This is a genomic window from Lentzea sp. NPDC004789, assembly GCF_053601075.1.
In genome coordinates, this window is record NZ_JBSGBE010000016.1 from 100266 (window position 1) to 127262 (window position 26997).

The window sequence follows — 26997 nt, forward strand, 5'->3', positions numbered from 1 at the left end:
CCCCCGCGTACTCCAGGAGAGTACGAAAGCTCCCCGCGTACTCGATAGCATCGCTAACTATGTCTTGGGGGATTGCGGCTGCCGGGCTGGTGGTGGCGCTCGGCGGACTGCTGCAGGGGTTGATCGGCTTCGGCCTGGCGTTGGTCGCCGTACCGCTGATCGCGCTGCTCGACCCGACGCTGCTGCCGGTGCCGGTGCTGATGGTCGCCATCGCGCACGCCTCGATGTCGCTCGCCCGCGAGTTCGGCCACGTCGACTGGCGCGGCGTCGGCTGGGCGATGCTCGGCCGCCTGCCGGGCACCGCGGTCGGCATCTGGATCGTCGACGCGCTGAACCCCAGGGGGTTCGGGCTCGTGGTCGGCGGCTCGGTGCTGGGCTGCGTGCTGCTGTCGATCACCGCGTGGCGCCCGCAGCCCCGGCCGAGGTCACTGGTGACGGCGGGGTTCGCGAGCGGCTCGTTCGGCACGGCGACGTCGGTGGGCGGCCCGATGGTCGCGCTGCTCTACCAGAACCAGTCGGGCCCGCAGGTCAGGGCGACGCTGGCGGCGTTCTTCGTGCTCGGCTCGGGAGTTTCAGTGCTCGGGCTGGTCGCGGCCGGGCACGTCACCGCGCACCAGCTGTGGACGGGGCTCGCGCTGATCCCGTTCCTGGTGGCGGGATTCCTGCTTTCGGGGCCGTTGCGACGGAAGTTCGACGCGGGCGGCATCCGGACGCCCATGCTGGTCGTGGCCGGGACGAGCGCCGTCGTGCTGATCGTGAGGAGCGCACTGCTGTGAACTGGGGGACGATCGTCTTCGGGGCCGCGCTGGCCGCGCTCGCCCTGATCAACGACCAACTGCACTGGTTGCCACCACTGCAGTTCGCCGCGCTGGCGGTCGCGGTGCTGCTGGTCGTCGTGGCACCACGTCCCGCCTGGGTCGCACTGGTGATCGCCGGGCTCGACGCGTACTCGGTGCGCTCAGTGTTCCTGATGGTCGACTTCCAGCACATCGACACCGTTTGCCTGAACGGCAGCAGCATCTGCAGCGGCACGCTGCCCGACTGGTACGACCCGATGGAGCCGTTCTACTCCCCTGGTGTCACCAGGTTCTTCCTCGACCTGCCGATCGTCCCGGCGTGGCTGGTCGTCGCGGCCGTGCTGGGCTGGGCGATCCGGCGCCGCAGCTGGCGCACGGCCGTCGCGGGCGCCGTGTACGGCCTCGCGGTGGTGCTGCTGCCGTTCGACGCCCCGATCGTGCTGTTCGCCGCCGCGGCGGCGGCTGTGGGACCGCGCAAGGACGTCCGCTACCTGGCCGGCGTCGGGATCCTGGCGCTCGCGCTGGTGGACCAGCAGGGCCCGTGGACGTTGATGGTCACGATCGTCGCCATCGCGGTCACGCTCGGACTCGGCATCTGGGCGCTGGTGAAGAAGGACGGCGTCAACGGTGCCGTGGCCCTGGTGGCGCTGGCCTCGGCCTCGCTGACGCCGTTCCTCGGTGCGGGAGTGCTGCTGGCCGCCTCGCTGGTCAGGCGACGCGCCTGGCTCGGGCTCGCCGTCGCCACCGCGGTGGTCGGCGTGGCCTGGTCGACAGCGCCGCCCGCGCCGGCGAAGACGGGCATGCAGTGGCTGTCCCAGGATCAGCTGCCGGCCCGGTCGAGCGGACCGAGCCCGGCGGTGCTGATCCTGGTCGCCACCGCGATGTCGATCAGGCGAACGGCTGGACGTTCGGCTGGAACACCGAACCCTCAGCCGGCGGAATGAGGTCCACCAGGTACTTCGCCACCGCCGCGTCGGTCGCGGCCGAGCGGCCCAGGATGCAGTGGCCGAACGAGTCGACGCTGATCAGCCGCGCGTTGCCGAGCTCCTTGGCCATGCGCTGCGCGAACCGGTACTGCGTGGCCGGGTCGTAGTAGTTGCCCACCACGACGACCGGGTTCGGCGTCTTGCGGTGCCACGGGCCGATCCAGCGGTCCGGGTGGCGCGTCGGCCACGTCGGGCAGGTCAGCAGGTCCGAGGCGGCCTGGTAGCGGCCGAACGTGGGCGACTCCTTCTCCCACTTGGCGGCCGTCTGCGCCCAGAAGCGGTTCGTGCGGGCGAACGGCTTGTCGGTGCAGTTCACCGCGTAGTACGAGTCGTCGGCGGTGTACGGGGTCTCCGGCAGCGGGTCGACGTCCACGCGGCCGCCGCCGTTGTTCAGCGGCGCCGGGAGGTCCACAACGGACTGGACCGAGAAGGCCGTCGCGGCGGACGGGTTGAGGGCGTTGTGGATGCTCTGCAACCACTGCACCAGGGCCGCGAAGCGCGGCACCGAGTACAGGTCGCCCGAGACGCGGCCGATCATGTCGGCGAGCGAGACCTTCGAGCCGTCCGGCAGCGTGGCCGGGCCCTTGGCCAGCGCGACCTTCATGGCCTCGAACTTCTGCCGGGCGTTGCCGGCGAAGGCGCACTTGGCGGCACCGGCGGTGTCACAGCGCTTGAGCATCGCGTCGAGCGAGATCTCGAAGCCCTGGGCGCGCTCGCGGTCGTACTCGGTGCCGTTGTTCAGGCGCAGCTGAGGGTCGACGTTGCCGTCGATCACGATCGCGCGCGACTTCTGCGGGAAGATGTTCGCGTACGTCGAGCCGATCAGCGTGCCGTAGGAGAAGCCGACGAAGTTGAGCTGCTTGTCGCCGACGGACTCGCGCATGATGTCGAGGTCGCGCGCGACGGCCTCGGTCGACATGAAGTTCAGCAGCGGACCGGCGTTGATCTTGCAGTAGTCCGTGTACGCCTTGGACTGCCGGATCGAGCTGGTGATCTCCTCCGTGGTCCTGGGCAGGGCGTACCAGCCCTCGTTGACCGCGTCGGCCTCCTCCTTGGTGCGGAAGCAGCGCAACGGGGCGCTGCGCGCGACACCGCGCGGATCGAAGCCGATGACGTCGAACCGGTCGAGCACCTGCGGCTGGAAGTAGTTCTTCGAGACCGCGCCGCGGATCAGGCCGGAACCACCGGGGCCACCGGGGTTGAGGAAGATCGAACCGATCTTGTGCGCCGGGTCGTTCGCGGGCCGCTTCATCATGGCGATGCCCGTCTTCTCCCCGCGCGGACGCGAGTGGTCGACCGGCACCTCCTGCACGGCGCAGGTGAGCCTGGCCCGTTCCTCGGGCGTCACCGAGGCGGGCAGGGTGGCGAGCACGTCGGCCGCGCACTGCCCCCAGGCAGCGGGTCTGACGGCGGAGGCCTCGGCCTGGGCACTCGCTGTGCCCAGGCCGGAAACGACGGTGCCGAGCACGAGCGCGGACGCGAGTGCGAGGCGGACGGAAGCTTGGGATGACGTCACGGATGCACCCCATCACCGACCGTGCACCGTTTGTACCCGTCGTTCGGAGGGTTGTGTCCCGATCACGTCTCCGCGGTGGCGGCACTTTCCCAGTGCCGCCACCGCGTTCGGCGCAAATCAGGCGAACGGCTGCGCGTTCGGCTGGAACACCGCACCGGCCACGGGCGCGGTGAGGTCGACCAGGTACCTCGTCACCGCGGCGTCGGCCCCGGCCGAGTCGCCGAGGATGCAGTGACCGAACGCGTCAACGCTGATCAGCCGCGCGTTGCCCAGTTCCTTGGCCATGCGCTGCGCGAACGCGTACTGCGTGGCCGGGTCGTAGTAGTTGCCCACCACCACGACCGGGTTCGGCGTCTTGCGGTGCCACGGGCCGATCCAGCGGTCCGGGTGGCGCGTCGGCCACGTCGCGCAGGTCAGCAGGTCGGACGCGGCCTGGTAGCGGCCGAAAGTCGGCGACTCCTTCTCCCACCTGGCCGCCGTGCCCGCCCAGTCGCGGGTGGTCCGCGGGAACGGCTTGTCGGTGCAGTTCACCGCGTAGTACGAGTCGTCCGCGGTGTACGGGGTGTCGGGCAGCACTCGCACGTCCGCCTTGCCACCGTTGTTGCCGAGCGGCTTCGGGGCGTCCACAACGGACTGAGCGCTGAACGCGGCGGGGTGCTGCGCCAGGTGGATCGACTGCAGCCACGCGGTGAGGGCCTTGAACGTCGACGGGCTGTACAGGTTGCTGGACGTCCTGCTGACCACGTCGGTCAGGGTGACCGCGGTGCCGTCCGGCAACGTCGTCGGCCCCTTGCGCAGCGACTCGCGCAGGTCGTCGAACTTCTTGCGGGCACCACCGGCGAACGCGCACTTCGCGGTGCCGACGGTGTCGCAGCGCTTCAGCATGGCGTCGAGCGAGATCTCGAAGCCCTTGGCGCGCTCGCGGTCGTACTCGGTTCCGTTCGTGAGACGCAGCTGCGGGTCGACGTTGCCGTCGATCACGATCGCGCGCGACTTCTGCGGGAAGATGTTGGCGTAGGTGGCGCCGAGCAGGGTGCCGTAGGAGAAGCCGACGTAGTTGAGCTGCTTGTCGCCGACGGCCTCGCGCATCACGTCGAGGTCGCGCGCGACCGCCTCGGTCGACATGAAGTTCAGCAGCGGACCGGCGTTGATCTTGCAGTAGTCCGTGTACGCCTTCGACTGCCGGATCGAGCTCGCGATCTCGTCCTTGGTGGTCGGCAACGCGTACCAGCCGACGTTCACCGCGTCGGCCTCCTCCTGGGTGCGGAAGCAGCGCAACGGCGCGCTGCGGCCGACACCACGCGGGTCGAAGCCGATGAGGTCGAACTTCTCCAGCACCTCCGGGGTGAAGAAGCTGGAGCCGTACGCGCTGTAGATCAGGCCGGCGCCACCGGGACCACCGGGGTTGATGAACAGCGAGCCGATCTTCTTCGCCGGATCGCCCGCCGGGCGCTTCATCATGATCACGCCCGTCTTCTCCCCGCGCGGACGCGAGTGATCGACGGGCACCTCCTGGACGGCACAGCTGACCTTCTCGCGCTGGGATGCGGGGATCTCCGCGAGCACGTCGGCCGCGCACGGCCCCCAAGCGGCAGGTCTGACGGTGGTGGACTGGGGCTGCGCCTGTGCGGCACCCGCGCCGGAGATGACGGTGCCGAGCGCGAGCGCGCCGGCCAGCGCCACACGCGCGGCACGCGTGAATGCGGGAGTTGACGTCATCGCCACAGCCCACCACCGACGGTGCACCGGTTGTACCCGTCGTTCGGAGGGTTGTGAACCTAGCCGGCCTGAGCAAGTGAGACGGCGAACCGCCCCTGCGCGTCGGTCCACCAGCGGTGCAGGGAGAACCCCGCGTCCTCCAGCTCCTGCCGCACACCGTCCTCGCGGAACTTGGCCGACACCTCGGTGCGCAGTTCCTCACCTGCGCGGAACTCCACGGTCAGCCCGAGCTCCGCGAGCGTCACGCGCATGTCCCGCTTGGCGCGCAACCGCATCTCGATCCACTCCTGCTCGGCGTTCCACAACGCCACGTGCTCGAACGCGTCGACGTCGAAATCGCCACCGACTTCGCGGTTCAGCACGTTCAGCACATTTCGGTTGAACTCGGCCGTAACGCCCTGCGCGTCGTCGTACGCGCGCACCAGCGTCTCCGGGTCCTTGACCAGGTCCGTGCCGAGCAGCAGCCACTCCCCCGGCTGCAGCACGTCGCGAACCGTGCGCAGGAACTTCTCCCGTTCCTCCGGGATGAGGTTGCCGATCGTGCCGCCCAGGAACGCCACCACGCGCGGCGACTCACCCGGCAGCAACGACAGGTGCTGCGTGAAGTCGCCGACCACGCCGTGCACGCGCAACCCCGGGTAGTCCGCCATGATCGCGTGCGCGGCCTCGGTGAGCGCCGACACCGAGACGTCCTGCGGCACGAACTCCTGCAACGTGCCGTGCTCGCGCAGGGCGCTCAGCAGCAGCCTGGTCTTCTCCGACGACCCGGAACCCAGCTCCACCAACGAGTGCGCCCCGGTCGTCGCCGCGATCTCGCCGGCGCGCGCGGCCAGCACCTCGCGTTCGGCGCGCGTCGGGTAGTACTCGGGCAGCCTCGTGATGTCCTCGAACAACGCGCTGCCCACCGCGTCGTAGAACCACTTCGGCGACACCCACTTCGGGTCCGCGGTGAGGCCCGCGCGCACGTCGGCACGAAGCGCGTGTGCGGCGTCCTCCGGTTTGAGATGAACGTCCAGCACCGGCTCGGTCATATCTGTCGAACCTCCACAGTGGATGGAGCGGCGGTGACCACGTGCCGGTCGGGGATCTCCCACCAGCCCGGGTCGTCGTCAAGCGGTTCGGACGCGAGCGTCACGCTCTGTCCTTTGTCGAGCACCCACAGGGCGTGTGTCCACGTCGTTCCCACGAGCACTCTTCCGTTGGTCAGCAAGAAGTTCAGGCGCGACTTCGGCGCCGCGTCCGCAACCTCCCGCACGAGTTCAACAAGCGCCTGGCCCGGGTTCTTCCCGGCTTCCAGACGACGTCTCAGCACCGCCCACAGCAGCGCGGAGTCGGTCGGTGCGTCCAGTGTGAGCAGATCGGTCACCGGCAACGTCTTCGCGAGCTCGGCGACGGTGTGCGGCCATCCGTCGACGCGACCGTTGTGGCTGAACAACCACGTGCCGTCGGTGAACGGCGCGCACGCCGCGTCGGCCACCGGCATGCCGGTCGTGGCGCTGCGCACCGCGGCCAGGAACGCCGCCGACTCCACACCGGCCAGCTGCCTGAGGTTCGCGTCGCTCCACAACGTGCCCGCACGCCGGTACCGCACCGGACCGGGGAACCAGCCGACGCCGTAGCCGTCGACGTTCACCGTTCCGCCGGCCCGCATGTCCCGCGGCGCGTACGACTGGTGCTCCAACGAGTGCGGTGCGTCGTAGAGCAGGGCCGCCAAGGGCACGGCGGTGCCCAGGTACGCCAGGTGGCGGCACATCGGGCTAGGCGTCCCTGGCGCAGCGGAAGCCGGCGAAGATCTGCCGTCTGATCGGGTAGTCCCAATTGCGGAACGTCGCCCGGATCGCCGACTTGTCGGTGCCGAACGAGCCGCCGCGCAGCACCTTGTAGTCCGGTCCGAAGAAGACCTCCGAGTACTCGCGGTACGGGAAGGCCTCGAAGCCCGGGTAGGGGTGGAAGTCCGTCGAGGTCCACTCCCAGACGTCACCGATCAGCTGGTGCACACCGCTCGCGGACACGCCCGCCGGGTACGCGCCGACCGGGGCCGGGCGCAGGTGGCGCTGGTTGAGGTTGGCGTGCTGCTCGGTCGGGTCCTCGTCGCCCCACGGGTACCGCCGCGAGGTCTGCGTCTCCGGGTCGAACCGGGCCGCCTTCTCCCACTCCGCCTCGGTGGGCAGCCGCTTGCCCGCCCACGTCGCGTACGCCTGCGCCTCGTGGAAGCACACGTGCACAACGGGTTCGTCCGGCACGATCGGTTCGGTCACGCCGAACGCGGTGCGCACGAAGCCGTTGCCCTCGCGCTGCCAGAACCGCGGCGCCACCAGCTTGGCCGTGGTGCGGTGCTCCCAGCCCGCGTCCGTCCACAGGCGACGGTCGTCATAGCCGCCGGCCAGGATGAACTCGGCGTACTCGGCATTCGTGACCGGTGTCGTGTCGATGAAGAACGAGTCGACGTGGACGGCGTGCGCGGGACGTTCGTTGTCCAGCGCCCACGGCTCGTCCGACGTGCCCATCTCGAACGGTCCACCCGGGATGAACGCTTCCGTTGCCGGCACGAGGTTTCCGTGCGGCGGCAGCGGTGCGTGCAGGACGGGTTCGCCGGTGCGCAACTGGTGCGTGGCGAGCATCGTCTCGTCGTGCTGCTGCTCGTGCTGCACGATCATGCCGAACGCGAACCCGTTCTCGACGAGCCGGCGGCCCTGCAGCGGCACCTTCTCCAGCACGTCGAACACCTTGCCGCGCACGTCCCCGACGTACTGGCGGGCTTCGCGGGGGTTCAGCAGCGGTAACTCGGGCCGGACCGACCGGCCGTACTTGAACGCGTCGTAGTACTCGTCGATGTCGCTCCTGACCGGTTCACGACCGCCGACGTCGCGAACGAGCCAGAGCTCCTCCTGGTTGCCGATGTGCGCCAGGTCCCAGACCAGCGGCGACATCAGCTTCGAGTGCTGCCGGACGAGGTCGTGCTCGTCGACGGCATCGGTCAGGGCGGTGGAACGCGCGCGCGAACGCAACAGTTCCTCCGCAACGTGCTCGCGGAGTTCTTCCGTCACAGCTTCCCCTCAAGCTCGGAGCTGATGGCGCTGATCTGATCGTGTGAGAGACCGGTGCGGTGCAACGACTCGATGCCGAGGGCGACCACGTCCCGTGCCGCTCTGGCAATGCGTTCGTCCGCCATCCCGTGCCGCGCGGCGACGAGCCACCGCCCGGCCGCCCGTTCCGTCGCCGCCAGCACACCGTCCACCACGGACGGATCGCTGAACAGCGCGACGAGCAGCGCACTCGGCGCGATCCACCCGCCGGGCGCGGGCGTGTCGAGGTATCTGATCTCGATGTAGCCGCGCGGCCGCACCGGCGGGAACATCGTGGTCAGGTGGTAGTCGAGGTCGTCGCTGGTGGGGCTGCGGTCGAGCGCGCCGTCGATCCAGTCGGCGAACGAGAGTCTGCGCGGCGGGATCCAGCTCGGGCTCGGTCCGCGCACGACGATCACGGGCGCGTCGATCACCCGCCGGGCGTAGGCGGCCGCCGGATCGGCGCACACGGCGCTGGGCCTGGTGCGCACGGGATCGGTGCCGTAGAGCGTCCGCATCCGGGCCGACGCCCAGTCGCGGTGCATCCCGCCGATGCTCGGCGAGTTCGCGAACAACGCGATCAGCACCGGCCCGAGCTGGTGTACGGCGGCCCACCGGTCCCGCAGGTGCTTCTCCTCGCCGAAGTCGAGGCACACCTGCAGCCCGGCCGTGTTGCACATCATGGCGATGCCGTCGGCGCCGACGTCGCCGAACGCGTGCTCCATCGCCGCGTAGCGAGGCACCCGCAGCATGCGCGTGGGGCTGCGGTGCTGGTCGGCGCCGCGGTCGCCGAGCACGAGACCGTGGTCCGCCAGCATGGCGGTGAGCTGGGAGATGTCTTCCGCGACCGTCCGGAAGAGGTCCGGGAGGCTGGTGCAGGGAGGAGTCGAGATCTCGACCTGCCCGCCGGGTTCGACGGTCAACGGGGTGCCGCTGGGCAACGGCCGCTGGGGGCTGTCCGGCACCAGCGTGGGCGGCGCGTGCTCTCCGAGAGCCGCGGCCAGCCGGTTGCGATCCAGCTGCTGAGCAGGGTCTTCCGCGTGGTGAACGGTCCATTCGAGCTCCACGCCGTAAAGCCGCGGAGGTCCGTGCTTGAAACAGACCGAGGCCACGTACGCCTCGGCCTCGGCGCGGTCGGCGAACATCGCCGGCGCCGGTTGGTCACGCAACGCAGTCACGCTGCCACACTCCCCGTGATCGAATGGCGCGTCCGACGCTACACGCGGGGTCTGACAGTTGCACGCTCGCAAATCCTTACAGATCAAGGATCTGCCCGTGTGCACGCGTGCGCGCAGGTGAAATTCTCCTGACTTCCTTGGCAGACCTCCAACTCATACCGTGATCGCATGACCACGTGGCGCTTACGAGCCCAGGGCCTCGCCGGAGCCGTCGCCGCGGAGGGCGTCCTGCGCACCTCCGTGTGGCGCGAAGCCCTCGAAGTGACTCCGCGGCACGCGTTCGTGCCGATTTTCTACCTGCGGCGGCCGGACGGCACGTGGGCGGAGACCACCGCCGCGGACGACGGCTGGCTCGCCGCCGTGTACCGCAACGAGCCGCTCGTCACCGACCCGGTGACGCTGGCCTCCTCGGCCAAGCCGGGTCGTCTGGTGCGGATGCTCGAAGCCCTCGACGTGCGCGACGGGCACCGGGTGCTGGCGACCGGTTGCGGCTACCTGGCCGCGCTGCTCGCACACCGGCTCGGCCCGGACCGGGTGTTCACGCACGGCCTGGAGGAACACGCGCCGTTCGACCGGATCATCGCGCTCCGCTCGACGACCATCCCGCGGGCCTGGGCGAAGCAGGTGCGCGAAGGAGGTCTCGTGCTCGTCGACCTCGAACCGGGCGACCTCGTGCTGCTCACCCGGCACGCCGATCAGCTCGTTCGCACCGCGGAATTGAACTAATCTCGGCGACGAGCTCGCGTTTCCGCCGCGCGTGAACACTCATTCGAGACGCGTTCACAAGGGAGAACAATGCCGAAATTTCGGCTCGGACTCGCCGCGGCGGTAGCGCTTACCGGAATCGGTGTCCCCGCACAAGCCGCCGAAGACACGTTCATCGTGGTCCTGCGGGAGCACATTCTCAGCACAAAAGTGACATCTCAATACGACGTGCACGTCCGCGACACGTATTCGTCGGCGCTGAACGGGTTCAGCGCCACGATGACCGCGCAAAAAGCCGCACAGCTGGCCAAGGACCCGAACGTCGCGATGGTCGAGCGCAACAAGATCCACCGCATCAGCGACGCGCAGAACAACCCGCAGGCGTGGGGCCTGGACCGGATCGACCAGCGCACCCTGCCGTTCGACCAGACCTACTACTACTCAACGGACGCGGCGAACGTGCACGCGTACGTCGTCGACACCGGCATCCGCGCGACGCACCAGCAGTTCGAGGGCAGGGTCCAGGAGGGCTTCGACGCCATCGACAACGACACCAATCCCGACGACTGCCACGGCCACGGCACGCACGTCTCCGGCACGATCGGCGGCAAGGACTTCGGCGTCGCCAAGAAGGTCGCGCTGCACGGCGTCCGCGTCCTGGACTGCAAGGGCTCCGGCACCACCGAGCAGGTCGTCGCGGGCATCGACTGGGTGACCAGGAACGCGATCAGGCCCGCCGTCGCCAACATGTCCCTCGGCGGCGACGCCGACGACGTCCTGGACGCGGCACTGAGGAACTCCATCGCGGCAGGCATCACGTACGCGGTCGCCGCGGGCAACAGCAACGGCGACGCGTGCACCCAGTCGCCCGCCCGCGAGCCGAGCGCCATCACGGTCGGTGCGACCGCACGGGACGACAGCCGCGCCTACTTCAGCAACTACGGCACCTGCCTGGACCTCTTCGCGCCCGGCCTCGGCATCCTGAGCAGCTGGAAGGACTCCAACACGGCCACGCTGAACGCGTCCGGCACGAGCATGGCCTCACCGCACGTCGCGGGCACCGCCGCGCTCTACCTGGCCAAGCACCCCGCGGCCACCCCGCAGGAGGTCCGCGACGCCCTCGTCGGCCAGGCCACGCCCGACAAGGTCACGGACCCCGGCCCCAGCTCCCCCAACAAGCTGCTCTACACCGACCACGGCATCGTGCCGCCGCCGCCCACGCCCGGCTGCGGCCGCAAGACCAACGACAACGACGTCGAGATCCCGGACGCCGGCGAGTACGTCGGCACGGCCATCCGGTACGCGGGGTGCAAGGGCAACGCGCCCAAGGCCACCAAGGTCGAGGTGGCGATCAAGCACTCCGCCCCGGGCGACGTGCGGATCGAGCTCGCCGGCCCGAGCGGCCGCACGTACCTGTTGAAGGCCAACGGCACGGGCACCAGGTTCCAGCCGTACTACACCGTCGACCTCTCCGGGGAAACGAAGAACGGCACGTGGCAGCTGCTCGTGCGCGACCGAAGTGAAGGCGACGTCGGAATCCTCGACAGCTGGGCCATCACCCTGCCGAAGAAGTGAAGCGAAAAGGCGGGGCCCGCGAAGGCCCCGCCTTTTCCTAGCCGATCGTCACGCCGCGGCGTTCGACTGAGCGCGCAACACCGTGTTCGCGGTGGAGGCGTTCTTGATGGCGGTCTCGATCTGCGCCATCGTCGACGACGAGGTGATTCCGGGCACGGTGGCGGTGTTCAACGCGTACAACGTGAACGTGTACGGGTGAGTGGAACCGCCGGGGCACGGACCGAAGTACTTCAGCGCACTCGCTCCGCTGCCCATCGCCTTCTGCTTCGCCGTGCCCTGGTTGGGCACGTTGAAACCGGCACCGAGGTTCTCCGGCAACGAGGTCGTCGCACCAGGAATGTCCCAGATCGCCCAGTGCAGCTTGTTGCCGTTGTTCGCCTTGTCCGCGAACACGATCGCGTAACCCTGCGCGCCAGAGGACGCACCCCACGCCAGCGGCGGGGACGGGTCCTGACCCGCCGTGCCGTCACCGGCGCACGTGTACTTGGCGGGCATCATCGCGTTGTCCGCGAACGCCGACGACGTCAGCTTGAAGCCGCCGCCCCCGCCGCCCGAGTACTGGATGTCGATCAGCAGGATGCGGTCGTTGTTCGCGGTGCCGTCCTTGTCCGTGGTGGTGGTCAGCCAGATGTCACCGTCGTGGTCGACCTCGACCGTGCGCAACCGGTCGTAGGTGCCCTGGAAGTACACCTTCTGGTCGACCAGCGTGTCGCCGTCGATCCGCATCCGGTAGACGCGCTGCCCCACTGTGGTGGCCACGAACACGTAGTCGTTGATGATCGTGAGGCCGGAGGGCGAGGCCTGCGAGGTCGACCAGGTCTTCTTCGGCGCGATGTAGCCGGAGCAGTCGCCCTGGGTGCCCTCGCACTTGGGCCAGCCGTAGTTGCCGCCCTTGACGATCAAGTTGACCTCGTCCTGTGAGGAGTCGCCGAACTCGGCCTCCCACAGCCGGCCCTTCGAGTCGAAGTCGAGGCCCTGCGGGTTGCGGTGGCCCTTCGACCAGACGGCGTTGCCGAACGGGTTGTCGGACGGGATCGAGCCGTCCAGGTTGATCCGCAGGATCTTGCCGTTGAGCGAGTTGTTGTTCTGCGGGTTGTTGTCCGGGTTCTGCGCGTCACCGACGGACACGTACAGCTTGCCGTCGACCGGGCCGTACCGCAGGCGTCCGCCGTTGTGGTAGCGGTTCTTCGCCAGGCCCTGCAACAGGATCTGGTACGAGCTCTGCACCAGCGCGCCGTTCTCGTACTTGATCCGGATGACGCGGTTGCCCTCGGACGCCGTGTGGTAGACGTACAGCCAGTGGTCGGTGTTGAACGACGGCGCGATCTCCAGGCCGAGCAGGCCGCCCTCGCCGTTCGTGCCGACCGCCTGGCTGATCTTGCCCGCCAGCGTCTTCTGCCCGCTCTTGGTCAGCCGGTAGATGTTGAACGTGTTGCGCTCGCTGAACAACGCGGAACCGTCCGGCAGGAACACCAGGCCCCACGCCACGTCCACACCAGACGCGATCGTGGACACCGCGCCGGGATCGGGCGTACCGGACGGCCCACCGGCCGCCGGGGTCACCTTGATCTCGTTGGAGAGCCCCGACCTGTTGCCCTTGGCGTCCTTGGCGAGCACCCGGAACGCGTACTCGGTGCCGGCGGTCAGCCCGGCCACCGTCGCCGAGGTGGCGCTGCCGTCGGCGGTCTGCTTGGCCTCACCGTTGACGTAGATGTCGTACCCGGTGACGCCCACGTTGTCGGTGGAGGCGTTCCAGGCGAGGTCGACCGAGGTCGCGGTCTTGCCGGTCGAGCGCAGGTTGCCGGGCACCGTCGGCGCCTCGTTGTCCGGCGGGGCCGGCTGGGTGCGGCCGAGGACGTTGTTGGAGGCCTGCGAGACGTTGTTCGCGGCGTCCTTGGCGAACACGGTCCAGTCGTAGTCCGTGTCCGGCTGCAGACCGGTGGCGGTCGCCTCCAGGACGTTGCCGACGCTCAGCACGTGCTGGCCGTGCTGGTAGATCTCGTAGCCGGTCACGCCCACGTTGTCCGTGGCCGCCTCCCACTTCAGCGACACCGTGGTGGCCGTCGAGGAGACGAACTGCAGGTTCTTCGGCGGGGTCGGCGGCTCGTTGTCCACCGGGCCGAGCCGGACCGCGGAGATCTTGTCCGCGTTCGGGCCGCCGTTCGCGGTCGTGGCGGTGGCGCGGATCTTGTTCGCGCCCGCCTTGAGCGTGACCTTCGCGGTTCGCGTCTGCCACGTCGTCCACGCGCCGGTGCCCGGGAACGACACGGTCTGCGCCGCACCGCCGTCCACGGTCACCGAGACCGGACGGTCGACCGTGGTCCCGTTGGCGTAGCGGAACGTCAGCTCGTGCTCGCCGGCCTGGTCCGCGGTGAGCGTGTACTCGACGTACGAGCCCACCACGTTGTCGTAGTTGACGAAGCCCGTGCCGGAGAACCCGGCGTGGTTCGACTCGACGACACCCTGACCGATGGTCGCGTTCTCCGCTTCCTGCTCCAGCGCGGGAGCCGCGTCGGTCTGCTCGACTTCGAGGTAGTCGAGGTTCGGGCCGCCCGTGGCACCCGTGGAGGTCAGCCTGATCTTGTTGGCGCCCGCCGTGAGCTGGACCGTGTCCGTGACCGAGGTCCACGTGGTCCACGCGCCCGTGGCGGCGAACGCGCGTTCGTCGACGGCCAGGGACCCGTTGACGTTCACGTCGACCGGGCGGTTCTCGGTCGTTCCGTTGGCGTAGCGGAAGGTCAGCTTCGCCTCGCCCGCCCTGGCCGCGTTGACGGTGAACTCGACCGAGCTCCCCGCCACGTTGTCGAAGTTGACGAAGCCGGTGCCGGAGAACCCGGCGTGGTTCGACTCCACCACGCCCTGGGAGATCGTCGCGTTCTCCGCTTCGTACCTGACGGGCGCCGCGTGGGCGCTCTCGGATACCGACATCACTGCGATGGTCGTCGCGAACGCAACACCCATCGTGCCGAGCGCGCGTAACGCCCGGCCTCTGCTCGGTGCCACTGTTGTGCCTCCCACGAGACGGGTAGGGGGATCACTCCATGCGGCGGCGGGTTCAGTTATTGGATAGAAACTTTCCTATCTGTCGCGCAGATCACACCATCGCTTGACTTCGTCTGTCAATCCCCCGCGACGTGCGGGAAAGCGCTTACCGGTCCCGGTTCTGCGCGAGCGCGGCGATCAGGTCGGAGACCGCGCGACTCACCAGCAGATCGACCACATGGACGCCTGTGGACTCACGCCGCTGCCACCCCAGGCGCTCCGCGAGCGTCGACAGCTTGACGATCTCCTGCGTCTCCATGGCGCTGGAGGATATTGGTGACCGCGCGGCCGTCGGCGCAGGCCCGGCCGATGATCCACACGAACGAGTCGGCCCCTGAAAAGATCACACAGATGGAGCCGTCCAATCCGTACGTACGGATTGGATTTCCCGCTCCCGCCCTGCGACCATCTACCGGTGCCCAGGGTGAGCCAGGACCACCTCGACGCCCGCCGCCGTCAGATCCTCGACGGCGCGCGTGCCTGCTTCGCGCGCCACGGCTACGAGGGTGCCACGGTACGCCGCCTGGAGGAGGCGACGGGCCTGTCCCGCGGTGCGATCTTCCACCACTTCCGCGACAAGGAGTCGCTGTTCCTCGCGCTGGCCGAGGACGACGCGCTGCGCATGGCCGACGTGGTGGCCGAACAGGGTCTCGTGCAGGTGATGCGCGACCTGCTCGACGAACCGGAGAAACGGGACGAGGAGCACGCGGCGGACTGGCTCGGCACGCGCCTGGAGGTGTCGAGAAGGCTGCGCACCGACCCGGACTTCCGCGCGCGGTGGGCCGAGCGCAGCGAGCAGCTCACCCAGGCCACCCGGCAGCGCCTCATCCGTCAGCGCGAGGCCGGCAACCTGCGGGACGACGTCGATGTCAGCGTCCTGACGAACTTCCTCGAACTGGTCCTCGAAGGACTGGTCTCGCACCTCGCCATGGGCCTTCCGGCCGACGACCTGGAGCCCGTGCTCGATCTGGTCGAAGAAACCGTCCGGAGACACCGCCGAAGCTCTTGAAGCTTCTTCACGTAGCCCGCACTGTGGACGCATGTCCACGCTGAAGACCGCCGCCCAGTTCTTCGCGGTGCGCACGCTCGTCCGCGGCTACGCGCTGCTCGGTGACCCGTACGCCGGTGTGATCGTCGCGCCGCCGGACCGCGACCCGTACCCCCTGTACGAGAAGGTGCGCGCGAAGGGCGACATGGTCCGCAGCAGGATGGGAGCCTACGTCACGCCGTCGCGCGAGATCTGCGACTCGGTGCTGCGCGACAACCGGTTCATCACGATGACGTTCGACGAGGCGTCGCTGGTGCCGGTCAAGCTGGTCAAGGACGGCGAGAAGATCGTCAACCCGGTGCAGGACTCGTTCCTGATGATGAACCCGCCCGACCACACCAGGTTGCGCAAGCTCGTCCAGCCGTTCTTCACGCCGCGCGCGTTGAAGGACCGCACCGAGTCCATCCAGAAGATCGTCACCGGCTACCTGGACCGGCTCGACGGCCGGTTCGACGTCGTGAGCGAGTTCGCCGCGCAGGTGCCGATCCAGGTCATCGCGGACCTGCTCGGCGTGCCCGACAGCGACAAGGAGATCTTCGCCCGCTGGGGCAGCTCACTCGCGGAGACGCTCGACGGCGTGTGGTCGTACAAGCAGCTGAAGAACCTGCACGCCACCATCATCGAGTACAACGACTACATCGACGTCCTGATGGACGAGCGCCGCCGCAACCCGCAGGACGACCTCGTCAGCCACCTCGTGACCCAGCACGCCGACCTCACCCGCGAGGATCTCGTTGCCACCACGGGGTTGTTGCTGTTCGCCGGGTTCGAGACGACGGTCAACCTGATCGGCAACGGCGTGCTGAAGGCGTTCGAGAACCCGCACACCGTCGCCCCGCTCGCGCAGAGCCCCGAGTACGCGGAGGGGTTCGTCGAGGAGGTCCTGCGGCTCGACCCGCCCGTGCAGTACACGATCCGCTGGCCGAAGGAACGCCTGGAGCTGGCCGGTGTCTCGCTGCCGAAGGGCATGCCGGTGATGCTCATGCTCGCGGCGGCGAACCGCGATCCGCGGGTCTTCTCCGACCCGTTGAAGTTCGACCCGACGCGGTCCAACGCGCGCGAGCACCTCTCGTTCAGCGCGGGCATCCACTACTGCATCGGCGCGGGCCTGAGCCGCATCGAGGGCGCCCTCGCGTTGCACGAGTTGTTCAAGCGGTTCCCGAACCTCGCGCCGGACGGTCCGGTGGCGCGCAGGAGGTCGAAGCTGATTCGCGGTGCGTTGCGACTTCCGGTTCGTGCGAACGAAACCAAACGATCACTGGCGGTGAACTAGAGCTGACTTGGGGCGAAATCCGTCGCGGCACGTGCCCGACTTCACCCGGCTGGAGCAATGTTCGTGCCCCAATGACACTTCTCCGTAGTGCATGCTTGAAAGCAGAGAGGGAGACCCGCCGCACCGCCGCCGCGACGGGCCTCCCTCTCGCCTTGTCACCACTTCTCCGCGCCGGCGATCAGGCCCTGATCCACACCCACCGGTAACCCTCGGAGTCCTCCGAACCCCAGGTGACCCGCGCCGAGTTGTGCGTGCCGCCCTCACACCTGCTGCCGCCGTACGTCTGCACGTCCGGCGTGCCGAACCGGACGACCTCGACGCTCGAGTACTTGCCGGAGGAGCCGATCAGGCACCGCCCGTCGACCCGGATGCTCTTCACCCAGTCCACCTGGTAGCTGACCGCCACGCAGGCCGTGTGGCCACCGACCTGGCAGGCCTCGGCGGCGGCCGGCCCGGCGGCCACCACCACCGCACCGGCCGCCAACGCGACAGCCCCGACGAACACCTTTGCCCGACCCATTTCCTCGCCTTTCTCGCAGCCGATCCCCACCACCGAAGTTACGGAGCAAACGGCACGAAACAGACGAATTGCGAGCAATGAGGAAGACTTCCCGTGCTATTCGACGCCCGACATGAGCTTGCGGATCATCGGCGCACCGGCGGCCAGCGCGGCGCCGAGCACCACGGCCGCACCGCCCAGCGTGAGGAAGTAGGCCGACGGGCTCGTCGTGTAGAACTTCACGAGCTGCGCCGCCACACCGGTACCGGCCGAGGTCGCGAGGAACCACAGGCTCATCGTCTGCGACGCGAACGCCCTGGGCGCCAGCTTCGTCGTGACCGACAGGCCGACCGGCGACAGCATCAGCTCACCGGCGGTCATGATCAGGAACATCACCACGAGCCACAGCGGCGTCACCTTGCCGCCGGCCGCCGAGTTGCTCGCGAAGTACATGAGCACGAACGACAGACCGACCAGCACGAGCGCGCCCGCGAACTTGCGCGGCGTGGACGGCGCGCGGTCGCCGAGCTTCACCCACAGCAGCGCGAACACCGGCGCCAGCGCGATGATCATGATCGGGTTGATCGACTGGAACCACGCGACCGGGAACTCCCAGCCGAACACGTGGTTGTCGACGTGCGAGTCGGCGAACTCCGCGATGACCGACGCGCTCTGCTCGAAGATCAGCCAGAACATCGCGGCCGCGATGAACAACGGGATGTACGCGATGACGCGCGGCTTCTCCTCGGGCAGCGTCTTCTTGCTGCGCAGCATCACGGTGAAGTACGTGACCGGCAGGACGATCGACATGATGCTGATCATCAGGATGACGCCCTCGACGCCACCGAGCAGGTACGACACCACGCCCAGCGCGGCGATCGCGACCGCGATGCCGCCGATGAGGCCGTAGACGCGCCCCTTCTCGGCCGCGGGCAACGGGTTCGGCGGCACGGCGGCGGACCCGCGCAGGTGCTTGCGGCCGAGCTGGTACTGGATCAGGCCGAGCGCCATGCCGATCGCCGCGACCGCGAAGCCCGCGTGGAAGCCGATGCCGGCCGCGAGCGCGCCGGTGATCAACGGCGAGACGAAGCCACCGATGTTGATCGCCATGTAGAAGACGGTGAAGCCGGCGTCGCGGCGCGTGTCGTGCTTCTCGTACAGGCCGCCGACGACGGTGGAGATGTTCGGCTTGAGCAGGCCGGTGCCGAAGACGATGAAGACCAGGCCGAGGTACACGCCCGCGATCCCGATCGGCAGCGCCAGTGCGATGTGACCGCACATGATCAGGATGCCGCCGTAGAACGTGGCGCGCTGGCCGCCGAACACGCGGTCCGCGAGCCAGCCGCCGGCGACACCGGACATGTAGACCGCGGTGCCGTAGATGGCGACGACGGACAGCGCGAGCGCCTTGTCGATGCCGAGACCGCCGTGCGACACGGCCGTCCACAGGTAGAGGCCGAGGATGGCCTTCATCCCGTAGAACGAGAACCGTTCCCACAGTTCGGTGAAGAACAGCGTGGACAGGCCTCGGGGGTGCCCGAAGAAGCCCTTGTCCTGGCTGGAGATGCTGGCGCTAGGGGCGCTCACGTCATCGTCCTCTCGTGTCAACTTCTGTCACGGCGGATTCGGTGGAGGCTACGCCGAACGTTCGTACGGCCAGTAATCGAGGTTGCGTCCAAGTGGCCCAACTCTCGTGCCGGGGTGCGCGATTGAGCGGGATTTGATGCACTGCTGACATGGACTTGATCCAGGCGCACGGACTGGCCATGACGGAGTTCGACCGTCGGGTGCGGGAGATCGCCCCCGACCAGTGGGTGCTCGGCACCCCCTGCCGCGAGTGGTCCGTCAGAGACCTCGTCGGACACCTGGTGTACGAACAGCTCTGGGCCCCTGAGTTGCTCGCGGGCTGCACGGTCAAACAGGTCGGGGACAGGTTCGACCACGACAACCTGGGCGACGACCCGCTGGTGTCCTGGGTGGTCGCGGCCGCGGCGGCGCGCGAGGCGTGGCTGGAGCCGTCGGCGTTGACCAAGCAGGTGAGCGTGTCGTTCGGGACCATCGACGCCGAGGAGTACTGCTGGCAGATGACCACGGATCTGGCCGTGCACGCGTGGGACCTGGCGCGGTCCATCGGTGCCGACGAGCGGATCGATCCGGACCTCGCCTCAACGGTCCTCGCCTACGTGGAGCGGAATGCCGAGGAGTGGAGCAAGACTCCGGCGTTCGACTCACCGGTACCGGTCGCCCTGGACGCCGACGACCAAACCCGACTAATAGGACTGTTGGGACGTAAGCCCTAGCCTCTTGACGCCTGTCACTTAAGTTGCGCAAAGTAGTGCCACCGCCGCTTTCAGTAAGGAAAGTTACCTGTCGAAAGAGGTGGCAATGCGCAAGCTCGCCCCAGGGCTTTTCGCCGTGTCCGCGCTCGTGGCTTCCGTCCTGGCCTCCCCCGCCGCCCAGGCCGCCGGTCCGAGTGCCTCGCAGTTGCTCGCCAAGCTCACGTCGTGCCAGCAGATCTCCAGCGGCAAGTACCGCAGCGACACCGAAACCGCCGCGAACATCCCGGTCTGCGGCAAGAACGGTGCCGTTTGGTACAAGGCCGACCTGGACGTCGACTGCGACGGTCAGGTCACCAGCAAGTGCAACAAGAACACCGACCCGTGGTTCCAATCCGACACCGCCTTCCACGACTCGAAGGGCAAGCCGCTGGTCGCGGACAAGCTCCCGTACGTGGTCGTGCCGTCGGCCAGTGGCACGTGGGACTACCGCAAGTTCGGCATCCAGGGTGGTGGCGTCGTGGCCGTCATCTACAACAACAAGGTCGAGTACGCCGTTGTCGGTGACACGGGCCCGACGAACATCATCGGCGAGGCGTCCTACGCCACCGCGGCGGCCCTGGGCATCAACCCCGACCCGAAGAACGGCGGGACCGACGGCCCGGTGCACTACATCTACTTCAAGAACTCGAAGGTGTCGCCGATCGAGGACCACGCGAAGGCCACGTCCACCGGCGAGGCCCTGGCCCAGCAGTTCCTCAACAACAACTGAGTGCTTGAAGCGCCCCGCCCCGCATCCCCCTCTGCCTCCTGCGAGGCGGGGCGCTCCTCCCCCGATCGCGACTGCCCGGATCCCCCCGGACCGGTCGGCCGCAGTGCATTTCTACAGGTTGATCGTTGTCCGGTGTCGGAGCGTGCTGACTGGACAACGAGCTCCGGACAACGTTTTGGTCTCTCACACGCGCCAGCCCCGGCGCCGGATGCGCCGGGGCTGGCGGGTGCCGGACGGATCAGCCGACGTGTGATCGACGTCCGCACCGGTGGTCGGTCATGGGTGGACCGCTTCCGAAGCGTGCCAGGCCGTCGTGTCCGGCCTCTGAACGTCAGGTGACCTTCTTCTCGAGTGTGACGCACCTGATGCCCACGGCGTCGAAGTGCTCGCCGGACTTCACGAACCCGGCGCTCTCGTACAACCGCAGGTTCTCGTCGCTCTCCGCGCCCGTGAACAGCCAGACGACCTCACCGGGCGCCAGCGCGCAGACCGCTTCGAGCAACCGCCGCCCGAGCCCCCTGCCCTGCTGGTCCGGCGCCACCGCGAGCCGTGCGACCTCCATGCGCGCGCCGTCGACCTTCCCCCTGACACTGCCCACGAGCCGATGCCCGTCCCACGCCCCGAGCGCGGGCATACCGGACTCGACGTGCTTCCTGATCTCCTCGACCGTCTCGACGAGCGGCGGCAGCTCCCACGCCCCGTACCTCCTCGCCTCGGCGAGATAAGCGGCGCGCTGGATCGTCATGACCTCGCCGGCGTGCCCCGGTTCCAGCGGTCCGATGTGGACGGTCATGGCCCGGTGACCCCCGGCGTCCAGCTCTCCGGCAGCCCGCTCTCGGTGAGGATGATCTGGTGGTCGTGGAATCCCTCCGGCGCGTCCGACTGCCACGGCCACTGCCCCTGCGGCGTCGGCACGATGATCTGCACGGCCGCGAACTCCGACCCGTCGTAGAGCAGGTACGCGCTGCCGAAGAACTCGGGGTAGAACCCCTTGTAAACCCGCTCGAACGTGACCGGCACGCCCTCGAAGAAGTCGTGGTACAGCTTGCCGGGCAGGAACCGCTCACCACCGCTGGCCCGCTGCACGTACATGTTGATCAGGTTCTCGCCCATGCCCTGCGGCAGCCCGATCACCACGGCCTCCGCCACCCCGAACCGCCGCCACGCCCCCACCGAGAACACGTAGCCCGCGCCCTCGGCGTCCGGGTTCACGACGATGTTGGTGTGGCCGTGCCGGTCGGCGGCCGAGAGCAGCCGGGCACGCAATGCGATGTCTTCGTCGGAAAGCACGGCATCCACCCTACGCAGCGAAACAGCTTGGAGCTTCTCCAAGGCTCCCACCTTCAGGCAGATTTGGCCGGAAACAATGGAGTGCGAACGGGTTCGACTCCTAGCGTTCCTCCATGCCCAAGAGATCGTCCAGCGTGGTGGGCCGCGAGTTCGGCAACGGCGTCCGTGCCGCCATCGAGCGCACCGGACTCACCCAGCGCAAGCTCGCCGAGCTGCTCGGCTGGCAGGAGGCCAAGATCTCCGACCTGTTGGCCGGCAAAGGCGGTGTGAACAAAGAAGAAGTCATCGCACTGCTCGCGTACTGCCGCACGACCGCAGAAGAACGCGACCGCCTGGTGGCGCTGTTCCTGGAGTCCGGGGAGAAGGGCTGGCTTCAGTTTCCGCAGGACGGCGTCCCTGACCAGGTCCACACCTTCATCGAACACGAGAAGAAGGCCAAGAAGATCATCGCTTGGTCGCCGACCCTGGTCCCAGGCGTACTTCAGATTCCCGAGTACGTCCATGTCGTCACCGAAGCCTCTCCGGTGATCGAGGCCGACGACGTACCCGCCGTCGCCGCGGCGAGGAGCGCACGGTCGAAGATCCTCGACGGCAGCCGCCAGTTCATCTTCTACGTGCACGAGTTCGCGCTGCGGCTGCAGGTCGGCGGCGTCGAGGTGTGGCGGGAACAGCTGGCACATCTGTTGAGAGTGTCGGTGCGAAGGTACGTCAGCATCCGTGTCATCCCGGCGTCAGCCGGAGTGCACGCGGGCACGGCGGGTGGCTTCTACGTCATGGAGTTCCCGAAGTACCCGACCGTCGTCTACCTGGAGACCCTGAACCGCTGCCTCTTCCTCGACGACGTCGAGACCGTCGAGGTGTACGAGACCACTCTCAAGAAGCTCGCTGCCGTTGCTTTGGATGAGGAAGAATCGAGGGCGGTGATCGACAGCATCTTGGAGGGCCTCTGATGACCGTCTGGCGCAAGAGCAGCTACAGCGGTAGCGGCGCGGACTGCGTGGAGATCGGTACCGGCGTCGGCATCCGGGACAGCAAGGCGCCGTCCACCCACCTGCCGGTCTCCCGCGAAGCCTGGACCGCGTTCCTCAAGCTGGCTCGACGCGGTTGAGCTCCAGAACGCGAACGCCGGCCCCGCGGGACCGGCGTTCGTTGCGTGCGGGTCTCAGCCGACCTCGGCCATGACCTCGTCCGACACGTCGAAGTTCGCGAAGACGTTCTGCACGTCGTCGCAGTCCTCCAGCGCGTCGATCAGCTTGAAGATCTTCTTGGCGCCCTCGGCCTCCAGCTGCACCGACACCGACGGCAGGAAGCTCGACTCGGCCGACTCGTAGTCGATGCCCGCGTCCTGCAGCGCCTTGCGCACTCCGATCAGGTCGCCCGCCTCGGACACGACCTCGAAGGCCTCGCCCAGGTCGTTGACCTCCTCGGCACCGGCCTCCAGCACCGCCAGCATCACGTCGTCCTCGGTCGTGCCCGCCTTCGGCACGATCACGACGCCCTTGCGGCTGAACATGTACGCCACCGAGCCGGGGTCGGCCATCGAACCGCCGTTGCGGGTCATCGCGGTGCGGACCTCGGTGGCGGCGCGGTTGCGGTTGTCGGTGAGGCACTCGATGAGCACCGCGACACCGTTGGGGCCGTAGCCCTCGTACATGATCGTCTGCCAGTCGGCGCCGCCGGCTTCCTCGCCGCCGCCGCGCTTGCGGGCGCGCTCGATGTTGTCGAGCGGCACCGAGTTCTTGCGGGCCTTCTGGATCGCGTCGTACAGCGTCGGGTTGCCATCCGGGTCCCCACCACCGGTGCGGGCCGCCACCTCGATGTTCTTGATCAGCCGCGCGAAGAGCTTGCCGCGCTTGGCGTCAATGGCGGCCTTCTTGTGCTTGGTGGTCGCCCACTTGGAGTGGCCGCTCATTTCTCCTCCGAACCAGTCAAACCACGAACCATGTCCACGAACAGGCGGTGGACGCGCTCGTCCCCCGTGAGCTCCGGGTGGAACGCCGTGGCCAGCACGTTGCCCTGCCTGACCGCGACGATCCTACCGGCGGCGTCGCCCGCCTCGGCCGTAACGGGCACCGTAGCGAGAACCTCGACGTCTCCGCTCACCGCCTCCACCCACGGCGCACGGATGAACACGGCGTGCACCGTCTCACCGGCCAGGTCGAGGTCGGTCTCGAACGAGTCGATCTGCCGCCCGAAGGCATTGCGCCGGACCGTGACGTCCAAACCGCCGAGTTGGTGCTGGTCCTCCCGGCCGTCGAGCACGGTGTTGGCCAGCAGGATCATGCCCGCGCACGACCCGTACGCGGGAAAGCCCGCCTTGATCCTGGCCCGCAGCGGTTCGAGCAGCTCGAAGTTGTCCAGCAGCTTGCTGATGGTCGTCGACTCGCCGCCCGGGATCACGATGCCGTCCAGCTCGTCGAGCTCCTCGGGACGGCGGATGGGGCGTGCGGTGACGTCGCACTTGGCCAGTGAGATCAGGTGCTCCTGGACGTCGCCCTGCAGGGCGAGCACGCCGATGACGGGTGGGGCAGCGACAACCATGCCCACCAGCATATTTCAGGCGCCGGGGACTCCTGACAGCGGTCGTCCCTGGGCGTTTCAGCCCAGCGCGCGGTGATCGTTTTTCGTCCCGACGGACGTCGATCCTGCCGAGTTAACGACGTTAACTCAGCGGGGTGTCCAGCATCGACGACCACATGACCACCCTGCCCCGCGATCCGCGCGCCGACGAGTACCCGATGCCGTTCGTGCCGCACGGCTGGTACGCGGTTCTGCGCAGCGTCCAGCTCCCCCGCGGGAAGGTCGTGCCCCTGCACTACTTCGGCCGAGCCCTCATCGCCTTCCGCGGCCCCGACGGACGGCCCGCCGTGCGCGACGCCCACTGCCCGCACTACGGCGCCCACCTCGGCGTCGGCGGGAAGGTGGTGGACGGGCAGGTCGAGTGCCCGTTCCACGGCTGGCGGTTCGGCGCGGACGGCCGCTGCACGTACGCGCCGTTCGCGGCCCGGCCGCCGAAGGTGTCGATCGACGGGTTCGAGGTCCGCGAGCACAGCGGGCTGATCTTCGTCCACACCGGCCCCGACGCGCCGGCCTGGGAGGTGCCGGAGATCCCGGAGGCCACCGCCCGCGAGTTCGCGCGGCCCATCGACGACGTGCAGACCGCGCGCATCCACATCCAGGAGATGCGCGAGAACATCGTCGACGAGTCGCACTTCCACTTCATCCACGGCCAGAGCGAGCCGCCGGTGCAGAACCTGGTGGTGGACGGGCCGTTCGCCGAGGTCCGCGGCCGGTTCGGGCGGCGGGTGCTGGCCTGGGAGGTGGACAACACCTTCGACGTGTTCATGTACGGCCCCGGCGTGATGGTGGTGCGCGTGTTCGGCAAGCTGCTCTCGCTGACCGCCATCGCGCTCACCACGCCGATCGACGACCGCACGAGCGAGCTGCGGATGCTCTACCACGTGCGCAAACCCGCCGGGCTGCCGTTCCTCGCGCCGCTGCTCAAGCTCGTCTTCCGCACGCAGGCCCTGGGCGAGGTGCGCGAGGAGGTCCGCATCTGGGACCACAAGATCCACCAGGCCCGCCCGGTGCTGCTGCAGCACGAACGCGGCATCAAGGCGCTGCGGCGCTGGTACGCCCAGTTCTACCCCGCCGACGCCGCCGGTTCGTGACCGCACGCGGGGACCTTTCGTGCGCTCGGAGAGTACGAAAGCTCCCCGCGTACTCCATCAGCCCGCACTCTGCCGATCCGGTTCGATGAGCAGCACGACCCGCACTTCGTCCCGCGAATACGGGCCGCCGATGTACTTGGTGGCGATTCGGTCGACGATCTCCCACGCGGCGTCGCCCTCCAGCCACTCCACGACCCGACCGCGGACGACGACCGGGTGGAACGGGTTGTCCGCGGGCGTCAGGGAGAACGCGACCCGCGGGTCGCGGCGCAGGTTGCGGGCCTTCTGACTGTGCGGGCCGGTCATGATCGCGATGTGGTCGCCGTGCGTGCCGACCCACACGGGCACGGAGTGCGGGCTGCCGTCGGGCAGCACGGTGGCGAGGTGGGCGAGCGCGGTGGTGTCGAGCGCGGCGCGGACTTCGGGCTTGATCATCGCTGGACCTCGTAACGGAGGTGGGTGACGCCGGGCGCGGGGACGGCCTCGACGAGGTTCAGGCGCACGTGCGTCGGCAGCGCCTGGAAGAACGGGCGTCCCCCGCCGAGCAGGATCGGCACCTGGTGCAGGACCACCTCGTCGACCAGACCGGCTTCGAGGGCCGAGGCGAGGACTCCGCCACCCATGAGGCCGACGTCCTTGCCCTCGGCCAGTTCGAGAGCGGCCTTGATCGCGTCCTCGATGCCGGTGGTCACCAGGGTCTGGCGAGAGGTGATCTCCGGCGCCGGGCGGTGGCTGAGCACGACCACCCTCGCGCCCGGATGCGGGCTGCCGCCGCCGAAGTGCTCGGAGTCCTCGTAGGTGTTGCGTCCGGCCACCACCGCGCCGACCCGCGCGGCGAGGAAGTCGAAGACCTTCGCGCTGGGTTCGCTGAGCTTGAAGCCGTCGAACACCTGGCTGGGCGTGTCGCCGTCGAAGTACCAGTCGAAGAGCATGCCGCCGTCGCCGAGCCCGCGGCCGGGACCGGGTTCGCGGCCCGTGATGTACCCGTCGGCCGAGACCGAGTGAGCGCTGATCACCTTGCCCATTGGCTTCCCCTCAGTTGAGTTCCTTGAGGGAACCCTAGCAGCCGTGAGTTCCCTCAGGGAACCCCAATTGCTAAAGTCGTGGGCATGCAGCGAACGGACTTCGGCAAGATGGCGTGCTCCATCGCCCGCACGCTCGACGTCATCGGCGAGCCGTGGTCACCGTTGATCCTGCGGGACGTGTGGGTCGGCATGAGCCGGTTCGAGCAGCTCCAGGCCGATCTGGGCATCAGCCGCAAGGTGCTGACCGAGCGCCTGAACCACCTCGTGGACCACGGCGTCCTCGAACGCCGTCCCTACGACAACCGCCCGCGCTACGAGTACGTGCTGACGCCCAAGGGCACCGAGCTGGTCGACCTGCTGATGGTCATGGCCGGGTGGGGCGACCGGTGGCTCGCGGGCGAGGCGGGGCCGCCGGTCCTCTACCGGCACCACGCGTGCGGGGAGATCAGCAGCGTCGACCTGAGCTGCGCCCACTGCGGCAAACCGATGCACGCGCCCGACGTCGACGTGCTCGCCGGCCCCGGCTCGGCCTAGCCGCCGAGTGCACGCGGGGACCTTTC

The 26997-nt window shown here is 68.5% G+C and carries 28 protein-coding genes; 12 read left to right on the plus strand and 16 right to left on the minus strand.

From position 1 onward, the window contains the following. Positions 1-59 precede the first annotated feature (59 nt). Both ACWEIJ_RS31440 and ACWEIJ_RS31445 read left to right on the plus strand, forming a co-directional pair. Positions 60-776 (plus strand): sulfite exporter TauE/SafE family protein, encoded by a 717-nt coding sequence (locus tag ACWEIJ_RS31440; protein ID WP_449840868.1) that lies wholly within the window; start codon positions 60-62, stop codon positions 774-776. Continuing rightward, entirely contained in the window at positions 773-1741 is a 969-nt protein-coding gene (locus ACWEIJ_RS31445; protein WP_449840869.1) for a hypothetical protein, read from the plus strand. Before ACWEIJ_RS31440 ends, ACWEIJ_RS31445 begins: the two co-directional genes overlap by 4 nt. Here ACWEIJ_RS31445 and ACWEIJ_RS31450 read toward each other — a convergent pair. From ACWEIJ_RS31450 to ACWEIJ_RS31475, 6 genes are all read right to left on the minus strand, one after another. After that, positions 1686-3299, minus strand: a complete 1614-nt coding sequence (locus ACWEIJ_RS31450) for an alpha/beta hydrolase (RefSeq protein ID WP_449840870.1) — start codon at positions 3297-3299, stop codon at positions 1686-1688. The two genes, ACWEIJ_RS31445 and ACWEIJ_RS31450, sit on opposite strands and share 56 nt — an antisense overlap. Before the next feature lie 117 nt (positions 3300-3416). Continuing rightward, positions 3417-5018 carry an alpha/beta hydrolase gene (locus ACWEIJ_RS31455; RefSeq protein WP_449840871.1) on the minus strand — a complete coding sequence of 534 codons (1602 nt, stop codon included), beginning with the start codon at positions 5016-5018 and terminating at the stop codon, positions 3417-3419. Between the two features lie 59 nt (positions 5019-5077). Next, complete coding sequence (gene egtD, locus ACWEIJ_RS31460; RefSeq protein ID WP_449840872.1) at positions 5078-6049, minus strand: L-histidine N(alpha)-methyltransferase; 972 nt, start codon at positions 6047-6049, stop codon at positions 5078-5080. Beyond that, a complete protein-coding gene (egtC, locus tag ACWEIJ_RS31465; protein ID WP_449840873.1) occupies positions 6046-6771 on the minus strand; it encodes an ergothioneine biosynthesis protein EgtC in 726 nt (241 codons plus the stop codon). The genes egtD and egtC overlap by 4 nt, the downstream gene beginning before the upstream one ends. Before the next feature lie 4 nt (positions 6772-6775). Beyond that, positions 6776-8065, minus strand: a complete 1290-nt coding sequence (gene egtB, locus ACWEIJ_RS31470; protein WP_449840874.1) for an ergothioneine biosynthesis protein EgtB — start codon at positions 8063-8065, stop codon at positions 6776-6778. After that, positions 8062-9261, minus strand: a complete 1200-nt coding sequence (locus ACWEIJ_RS31475; protein ID WP_449840875.1) for a glutamate-cysteine ligase family protein — start codon at positions 9259-9261, stop codon at positions 8062-8064. Before ACWEIJ_RS31475 ends, egtB begins: the two co-directional genes overlap by 4 nt. Positions 9262-9429: 168 nt before the next feature. Here ACWEIJ_RS31475 and ACWEIJ_RS31480 point away from each other — a divergent pair, with 168 nt between their 5' ends. Next, a complete protein-coding gene (locus tag ACWEIJ_RS31480) occupies positions 9430-9987 on the plus strand; it encodes a hypothetical protein (RefSeq protein ID WP_449840876.1) in 558 nt (185 codons plus the stop codon). Positions 9988-10176: 189 nt separating this feature from the next. Next, the gene (locus tag ACWEIJ_RS31485) at positions 10177-11541 is read left to right on the plus strand and encodes a S8 family serine peptidase (protein ID WP_449840877.1); all 1365 of its coding nucleotides are present in this window, start codon (positions 10177-10179) and stop codon (positions 11539-11541) included. A gap of 48 nt (positions 11542-11589) precedes the next feature. Here the strand turns inward: ACWEIJ_RS31485 and ACWEIJ_RS31490 are convergent, their stop codons facing one another. Continuing rightward, positions 11590-14502, minus strand: coding sequence for a PQQ-dependent sugar dehydrogenase (locus tag ACWEIJ_RS31490; protein WP_449841000.1), 2913 nt, complete (start codon positions 14500-14502; stop codon positions 11590-11592). A gap of 187 nt (positions 14503-14689) precedes the next feature. Then, positions 14690-14842 carry a hypothetical protein gene (locus ACWEIJ_RS31495; RefSeq protein ID WP_449840878.1) on the minus strand — a complete coding sequence of 51 codons (153 nt, stop codon included), beginning with the start codon at positions 14840-14842 and terminating at the stop codon, positions 14690-14692. Between the two features lie 156 nt (positions 14843-14998). On the opposite strand from ACWEIJ_RS31495, the gene ACWEIJ_RS31500 reads away from it, so the two are divergent. Then, positions 14999-15592 (plus strand): TetR/AcrR family transcriptional regulator, encoded by a 594-nt coding sequence (locus tag ACWEIJ_RS31500; protein WP_449840879.1) that lies wholly within the window; start codon positions 14999-15001, stop codon positions 15590-15592. Positions 15593-15623: 31 nt separating this feature from the next. Further along, positions 15624-16904, plus strand: coding sequence for a cytochrome P450 (locus tag ACWEIJ_RS31505; RefSeq protein ID WP_449840880.1), 1281 nt, complete (start codon positions 15624-15626; stop codon positions 16902-16904). Between the two features lie 178 nt (positions 16905-17082). Here ACWEIJ_RS31505 and ACWEIJ_RS31510 read toward each other — a convergent pair whose 3' ends face one another. Then, positions 17083-17424 (minus strand): hypothetical protein, encoded by a 342-nt coding sequence (locus ACWEIJ_RS31510; RefSeq protein ID WP_449840881.1) that lies wholly within the window; start codon positions 17422-17424, stop codon positions 17083-17085. Positions 17425-17520: 96 nt separating this feature from the next. Then, positions 17521-18990, minus strand: a complete 1470-nt coding sequence (locus ACWEIJ_RS31515; RefSeq protein ID WP_449840882.1) for a peptide MFS transporter — start codon at positions 18988-18990, stop codon at positions 17521-17523. 149 nt (positions 18991-19139) lie between these two features. On the opposite strand from ACWEIJ_RS31515, the gene ACWEIJ_RS31520 reads away from it, so the two are divergent. Continuing rightward, positions 19140-19703: a TIGR03086 family metal-binding protein gene (locus ACWEIJ_RS31520; protein ID WP_449840883.1), complete on the plus strand. Its 564-nt coding sequence runs from the start codon at positions 19140-19142 to the stop codon at positions 19701-19703. 85 nt (positions 19704-19788) lie between these two features. Continuing rightward, positions 19789-20451 carry a glycoside hydrolase family 75 protein gene (locus tag ACWEIJ_RS31525; RefSeq protein WP_449840884.1) on the plus strand — a complete coding sequence of 221 codons (663 nt, stop codon included), beginning with the start codon at positions 19789-19791 and terminating at the stop codon, positions 20449-20451. Positions 20452-20782: 331 nt separating this feature from the next. Here ACWEIJ_RS31525 and ACWEIJ_RS31530 read toward each other — a convergent pair whose 3' ends face one another. Then, entirely contained in the window at positions 20783-21244 is a 462-nt protein-coding gene (locus tag ACWEIJ_RS31530) for a GNAT family N-acetyltransferase (protein ID WP_449840885.1), read from the minus strand. Further along, the gene (locus tag ACWEIJ_RS31535) at positions 21241-21741 is read right to left on the minus strand and encodes a DUF4262 domain-containing protein (RefSeq protein WP_449840886.1); all 501 of its coding nucleotides are present in this window, start codon (positions 21739-21741) and stop codon (positions 21241-21243) included. Before ACWEIJ_RS31535 ends, ACWEIJ_RS31530 begins: the two co-directional genes overlap by 4 nt. Positions 21742-21854: 113 nt before the next feature. Here ACWEIJ_RS31535 and ACWEIJ_RS31540 point away from each other — a divergent pair, with 113 nt between their 5' ends. Both ACWEIJ_RS31540 and ACWEIJ_RS31545 read left to right on the plus strand, forming a co-directional pair. Next, complete coding sequence (locus tag ACWEIJ_RS31540) at positions 21855-22691, plus strand: helix-turn-helix domain-containing protein (RefSeq protein ID WP_449840887.1); 837 nt, start codon at positions 21855-21857, stop codon at positions 22689-22691. Then, positions 22691-22849 carry a DUF397 domain-containing protein gene (locus ACWEIJ_RS31545; RefSeq protein ID WP_449840888.1) on the plus strand — a complete coding sequence of 53 codons (159 nt, stop codon included), beginning with the start codon at positions 22691-22693 and terminating at the stop codon, positions 22847-22849. The genes ACWEIJ_RS31540 and ACWEIJ_RS31545 overlap by 1 nt, the downstream gene beginning before the upstream one ends. Positions 22850-22903: 54 nt before the next feature. Here ACWEIJ_RS31545 and ACWEIJ_RS31550 read toward each other — a convergent pair whose 3' ends face one another. Together ACWEIJ_RS31550 and pdxT are read right to left on the minus strand one after the other, a co-directional pair. Further along, on the minus strand, positions 22904-23653 hold the full coding sequence (locus ACWEIJ_RS31550) for a YebC/PmpR family DNA-binding transcriptional regulator (protein ID WP_449840889.1): 750 nt from the start codon (positions 23651-23653) through the stop codon (positions 22904-22906). Beyond that, complete coding sequence (pdxT, locus tag ACWEIJ_RS31555; protein WP_449840890.1) at positions 23650-24282, minus strand: pyridoxal 5'-phosphate synthase glutaminase subunit PdxT; 633 nt, start codon at positions 24280-24282, stop codon at positions 23650-23652. The genes ACWEIJ_RS31550 and pdxT overlap by 4 nt, the downstream gene beginning before the upstream one ends. Before the next feature lie 134 nt (positions 24283-24416). Here pdxT and ACWEIJ_RS31560 point away from each other — a divergent pair, with 134 nt between their 5' ends. Continuing rightward, positions 24417-25412 carry a Rieske 2Fe-2S domain-containing protein gene (locus tag ACWEIJ_RS31560; protein ID WP_449840891.1) on the plus strand — a complete coding sequence of 332 codons (996 nt, stop codon included), beginning with the start codon at positions 24417-24419 and terminating at the stop codon, positions 25410-25412. A 57-nt stretch (positions 25413-25469) separates the two neighbouring features. Here ACWEIJ_RS31560 and ACWEIJ_RS31565 read toward each other — a convergent pair whose 3' ends face one another. Together ACWEIJ_RS31565 and ACWEIJ_RS31570 are read right to left on the minus strand one after the other, a co-directional pair. Then, positions 25470-25847, minus strand: a complete 378-nt coding sequence (locus ACWEIJ_RS31565) for a PPOX class F420-dependent oxidoreductase (protein WP_449840892.1) — start codon at positions 25845-25847, stop codon at positions 25470-25472. Then, complete coding sequence (locus ACWEIJ_RS31570) at positions 25844-26437, minus strand: dihydrofolate reductase family protein (RefSeq protein ID WP_449840893.1); 594 nt, start codon at positions 26435-26437, stop codon at positions 25844-25846. Before ACWEIJ_RS31570 ends, ACWEIJ_RS31565 begins: the two co-directional genes overlap by 4 nt. An 84-nt stretch (positions 26438-26521) precedes the next feature. On the opposite strand from ACWEIJ_RS31570, the gene ACWEIJ_RS31575 reads away from it, so the two are divergent. Then, positions 26522-26971, plus strand: a complete 450-nt coding sequence (locus ACWEIJ_RS31575) for a winged helix-turn-helix transcriptional regulator (protein WP_449840894.1) — start codon at positions 26522-26524, stop codon at positions 26969-26971. The last annotated feature ends 26 nt before the right edge of the window (positions 26972-26997 follow it).

Bases quoted from the DNA above. Each gene is read 5' to 3' on its own strand.
- ACWEIJ_RS31510 (WP_449840881.1), bottom strand. From the start codon at position 17,424: ATGGGTCGGGCAAAGGTGTTCGTCGGGGCTGTCGCGTTGGCGGCCGGT.
- egtC (WP_449840873.1), bottom strand. From the start codon at position 6,771: ATGTGCCGCCACCTGGCGTACCTGGGCACCGCCGTGCCCTTGGCGGCC.
- ACWEIJ_RS31545 (WP_449840888.1), top strand. From the start codon at position 22,691: ATGACCGTCTGGCGCAAGAGCAGCTACAGCGGTAGCGGCGCGGACTGC.
- ACWEIJ_RS31570 (WP_449840893.1), bottom strand. From the start codon at position 26,437: ATGGGCAAGGTGATCAGCGCTCACTCGGTCTCGGCCGACGGGTACATC.
- ACWEIJ_RS31490 (WP_449841000.1), bottom strand. From the start codon at position 14,502: ATGGGTGTTGCGTTCGCGACGACCATCGCAGTGATGTCGGTATCCGAG.
- ACWEIJ_RS31455 (WP_449840871.1), bottom strand. From the start codon at position 5,018: ATGACGTCAACTCCCGCATTCACGCGTGCCGCGCGTGTGGCGCTGGCC.
- ACWEIJ_RS31530 (WP_449840885.1), bottom strand. From the start codon at position 21,244: ATGACCGTCCACATCGGACCGCTGGAACCGGGGCACGCCGGCGAGGTC.
- ACWEIJ_RS31505 (WP_449840880.1), top strand. From the start codon at position 15,624: ATGTCCACGCTGAAGACCGCCGCCCAGTTCTTCGCGGTGCGCACGCTC.
- ACWEIJ_RS31520 (WP_449840883.1), top strand. From the start codon at position 19,140: ATGGACTTGATCCAGGCGCACGGACTGGCCATGACGGAGTTCGACCGT.
- ACWEIJ_RS31525 (WP_449840884.1), top strand. From the start codon at position 19,789: ATGCGCAAGCTCGCCCCAGGGCTTTTCGCCGTGTCCGCGCTCGTGGCT.
- egtD (WP_449840872.1), bottom strand. From the start codon at position 6,049: ATGACCGAGCCGGTGCTGGACGTTCATCTCAAACCGGAGGACGCCGCA.
- ACWEIJ_RS31440 (WP_449840868.1), top strand. From the start codon at position 60: ATGTCTTGGGGGATTGCGGCTGCCGGGCTGGTGGTGGCGCTCGGCGGA.
- ACWEIJ_RS31495 (WP_449840878.1), bottom strand. From the start codon at position 14,842: ATGGAGACGCAGGAGATCGTCAAGCTGTCGACGCTCGCGGAGCGCCTG.
- ACWEIJ_RS31565 (WP_449840892.1), bottom strand. From the start codon at position 25,847: ATGATCAAGCCCGAAGTCCGCGCCGCGCTCGACACCACCGCGCTCGCC.
- ACWEIJ_RS31480 (WP_449840876.1), top strand. From the start codon at position 9,430: ATGACCACGTGGCGCTTACGAGCCCAGGGCCTCGCCGGAGCCGTCGCC.
- ACWEIJ_RS31575 (WP_449840894.1), top strand. From the start codon at position 26,522: ATGCAGCGAACGGACTTCGGCAAGATGGCGTGCTCCATCGCCCGCACG.
- pdxT (WP_449840890.1), bottom strand. From the start codon at position 24,282: ATGGTTGTCGCTGCCCCACCCGTCATCGGCGTGCTCGCCCTGCAGGGC.
- ACWEIJ_RS31540 (WP_449840887.1), top strand. From the start codon at position 21,855: ATGCCCAAGAGATCGTCCAGCGTGGTGGGCCGCGAGTTCGGCAACGGC.
- ACWEIJ_RS31550 (WP_449840889.1), bottom strand. From the start codon at position 23,653: ATGAGCGGCCACTCCAAGTGGGCGACCACCAAGCACAAGAAGGCCGCC.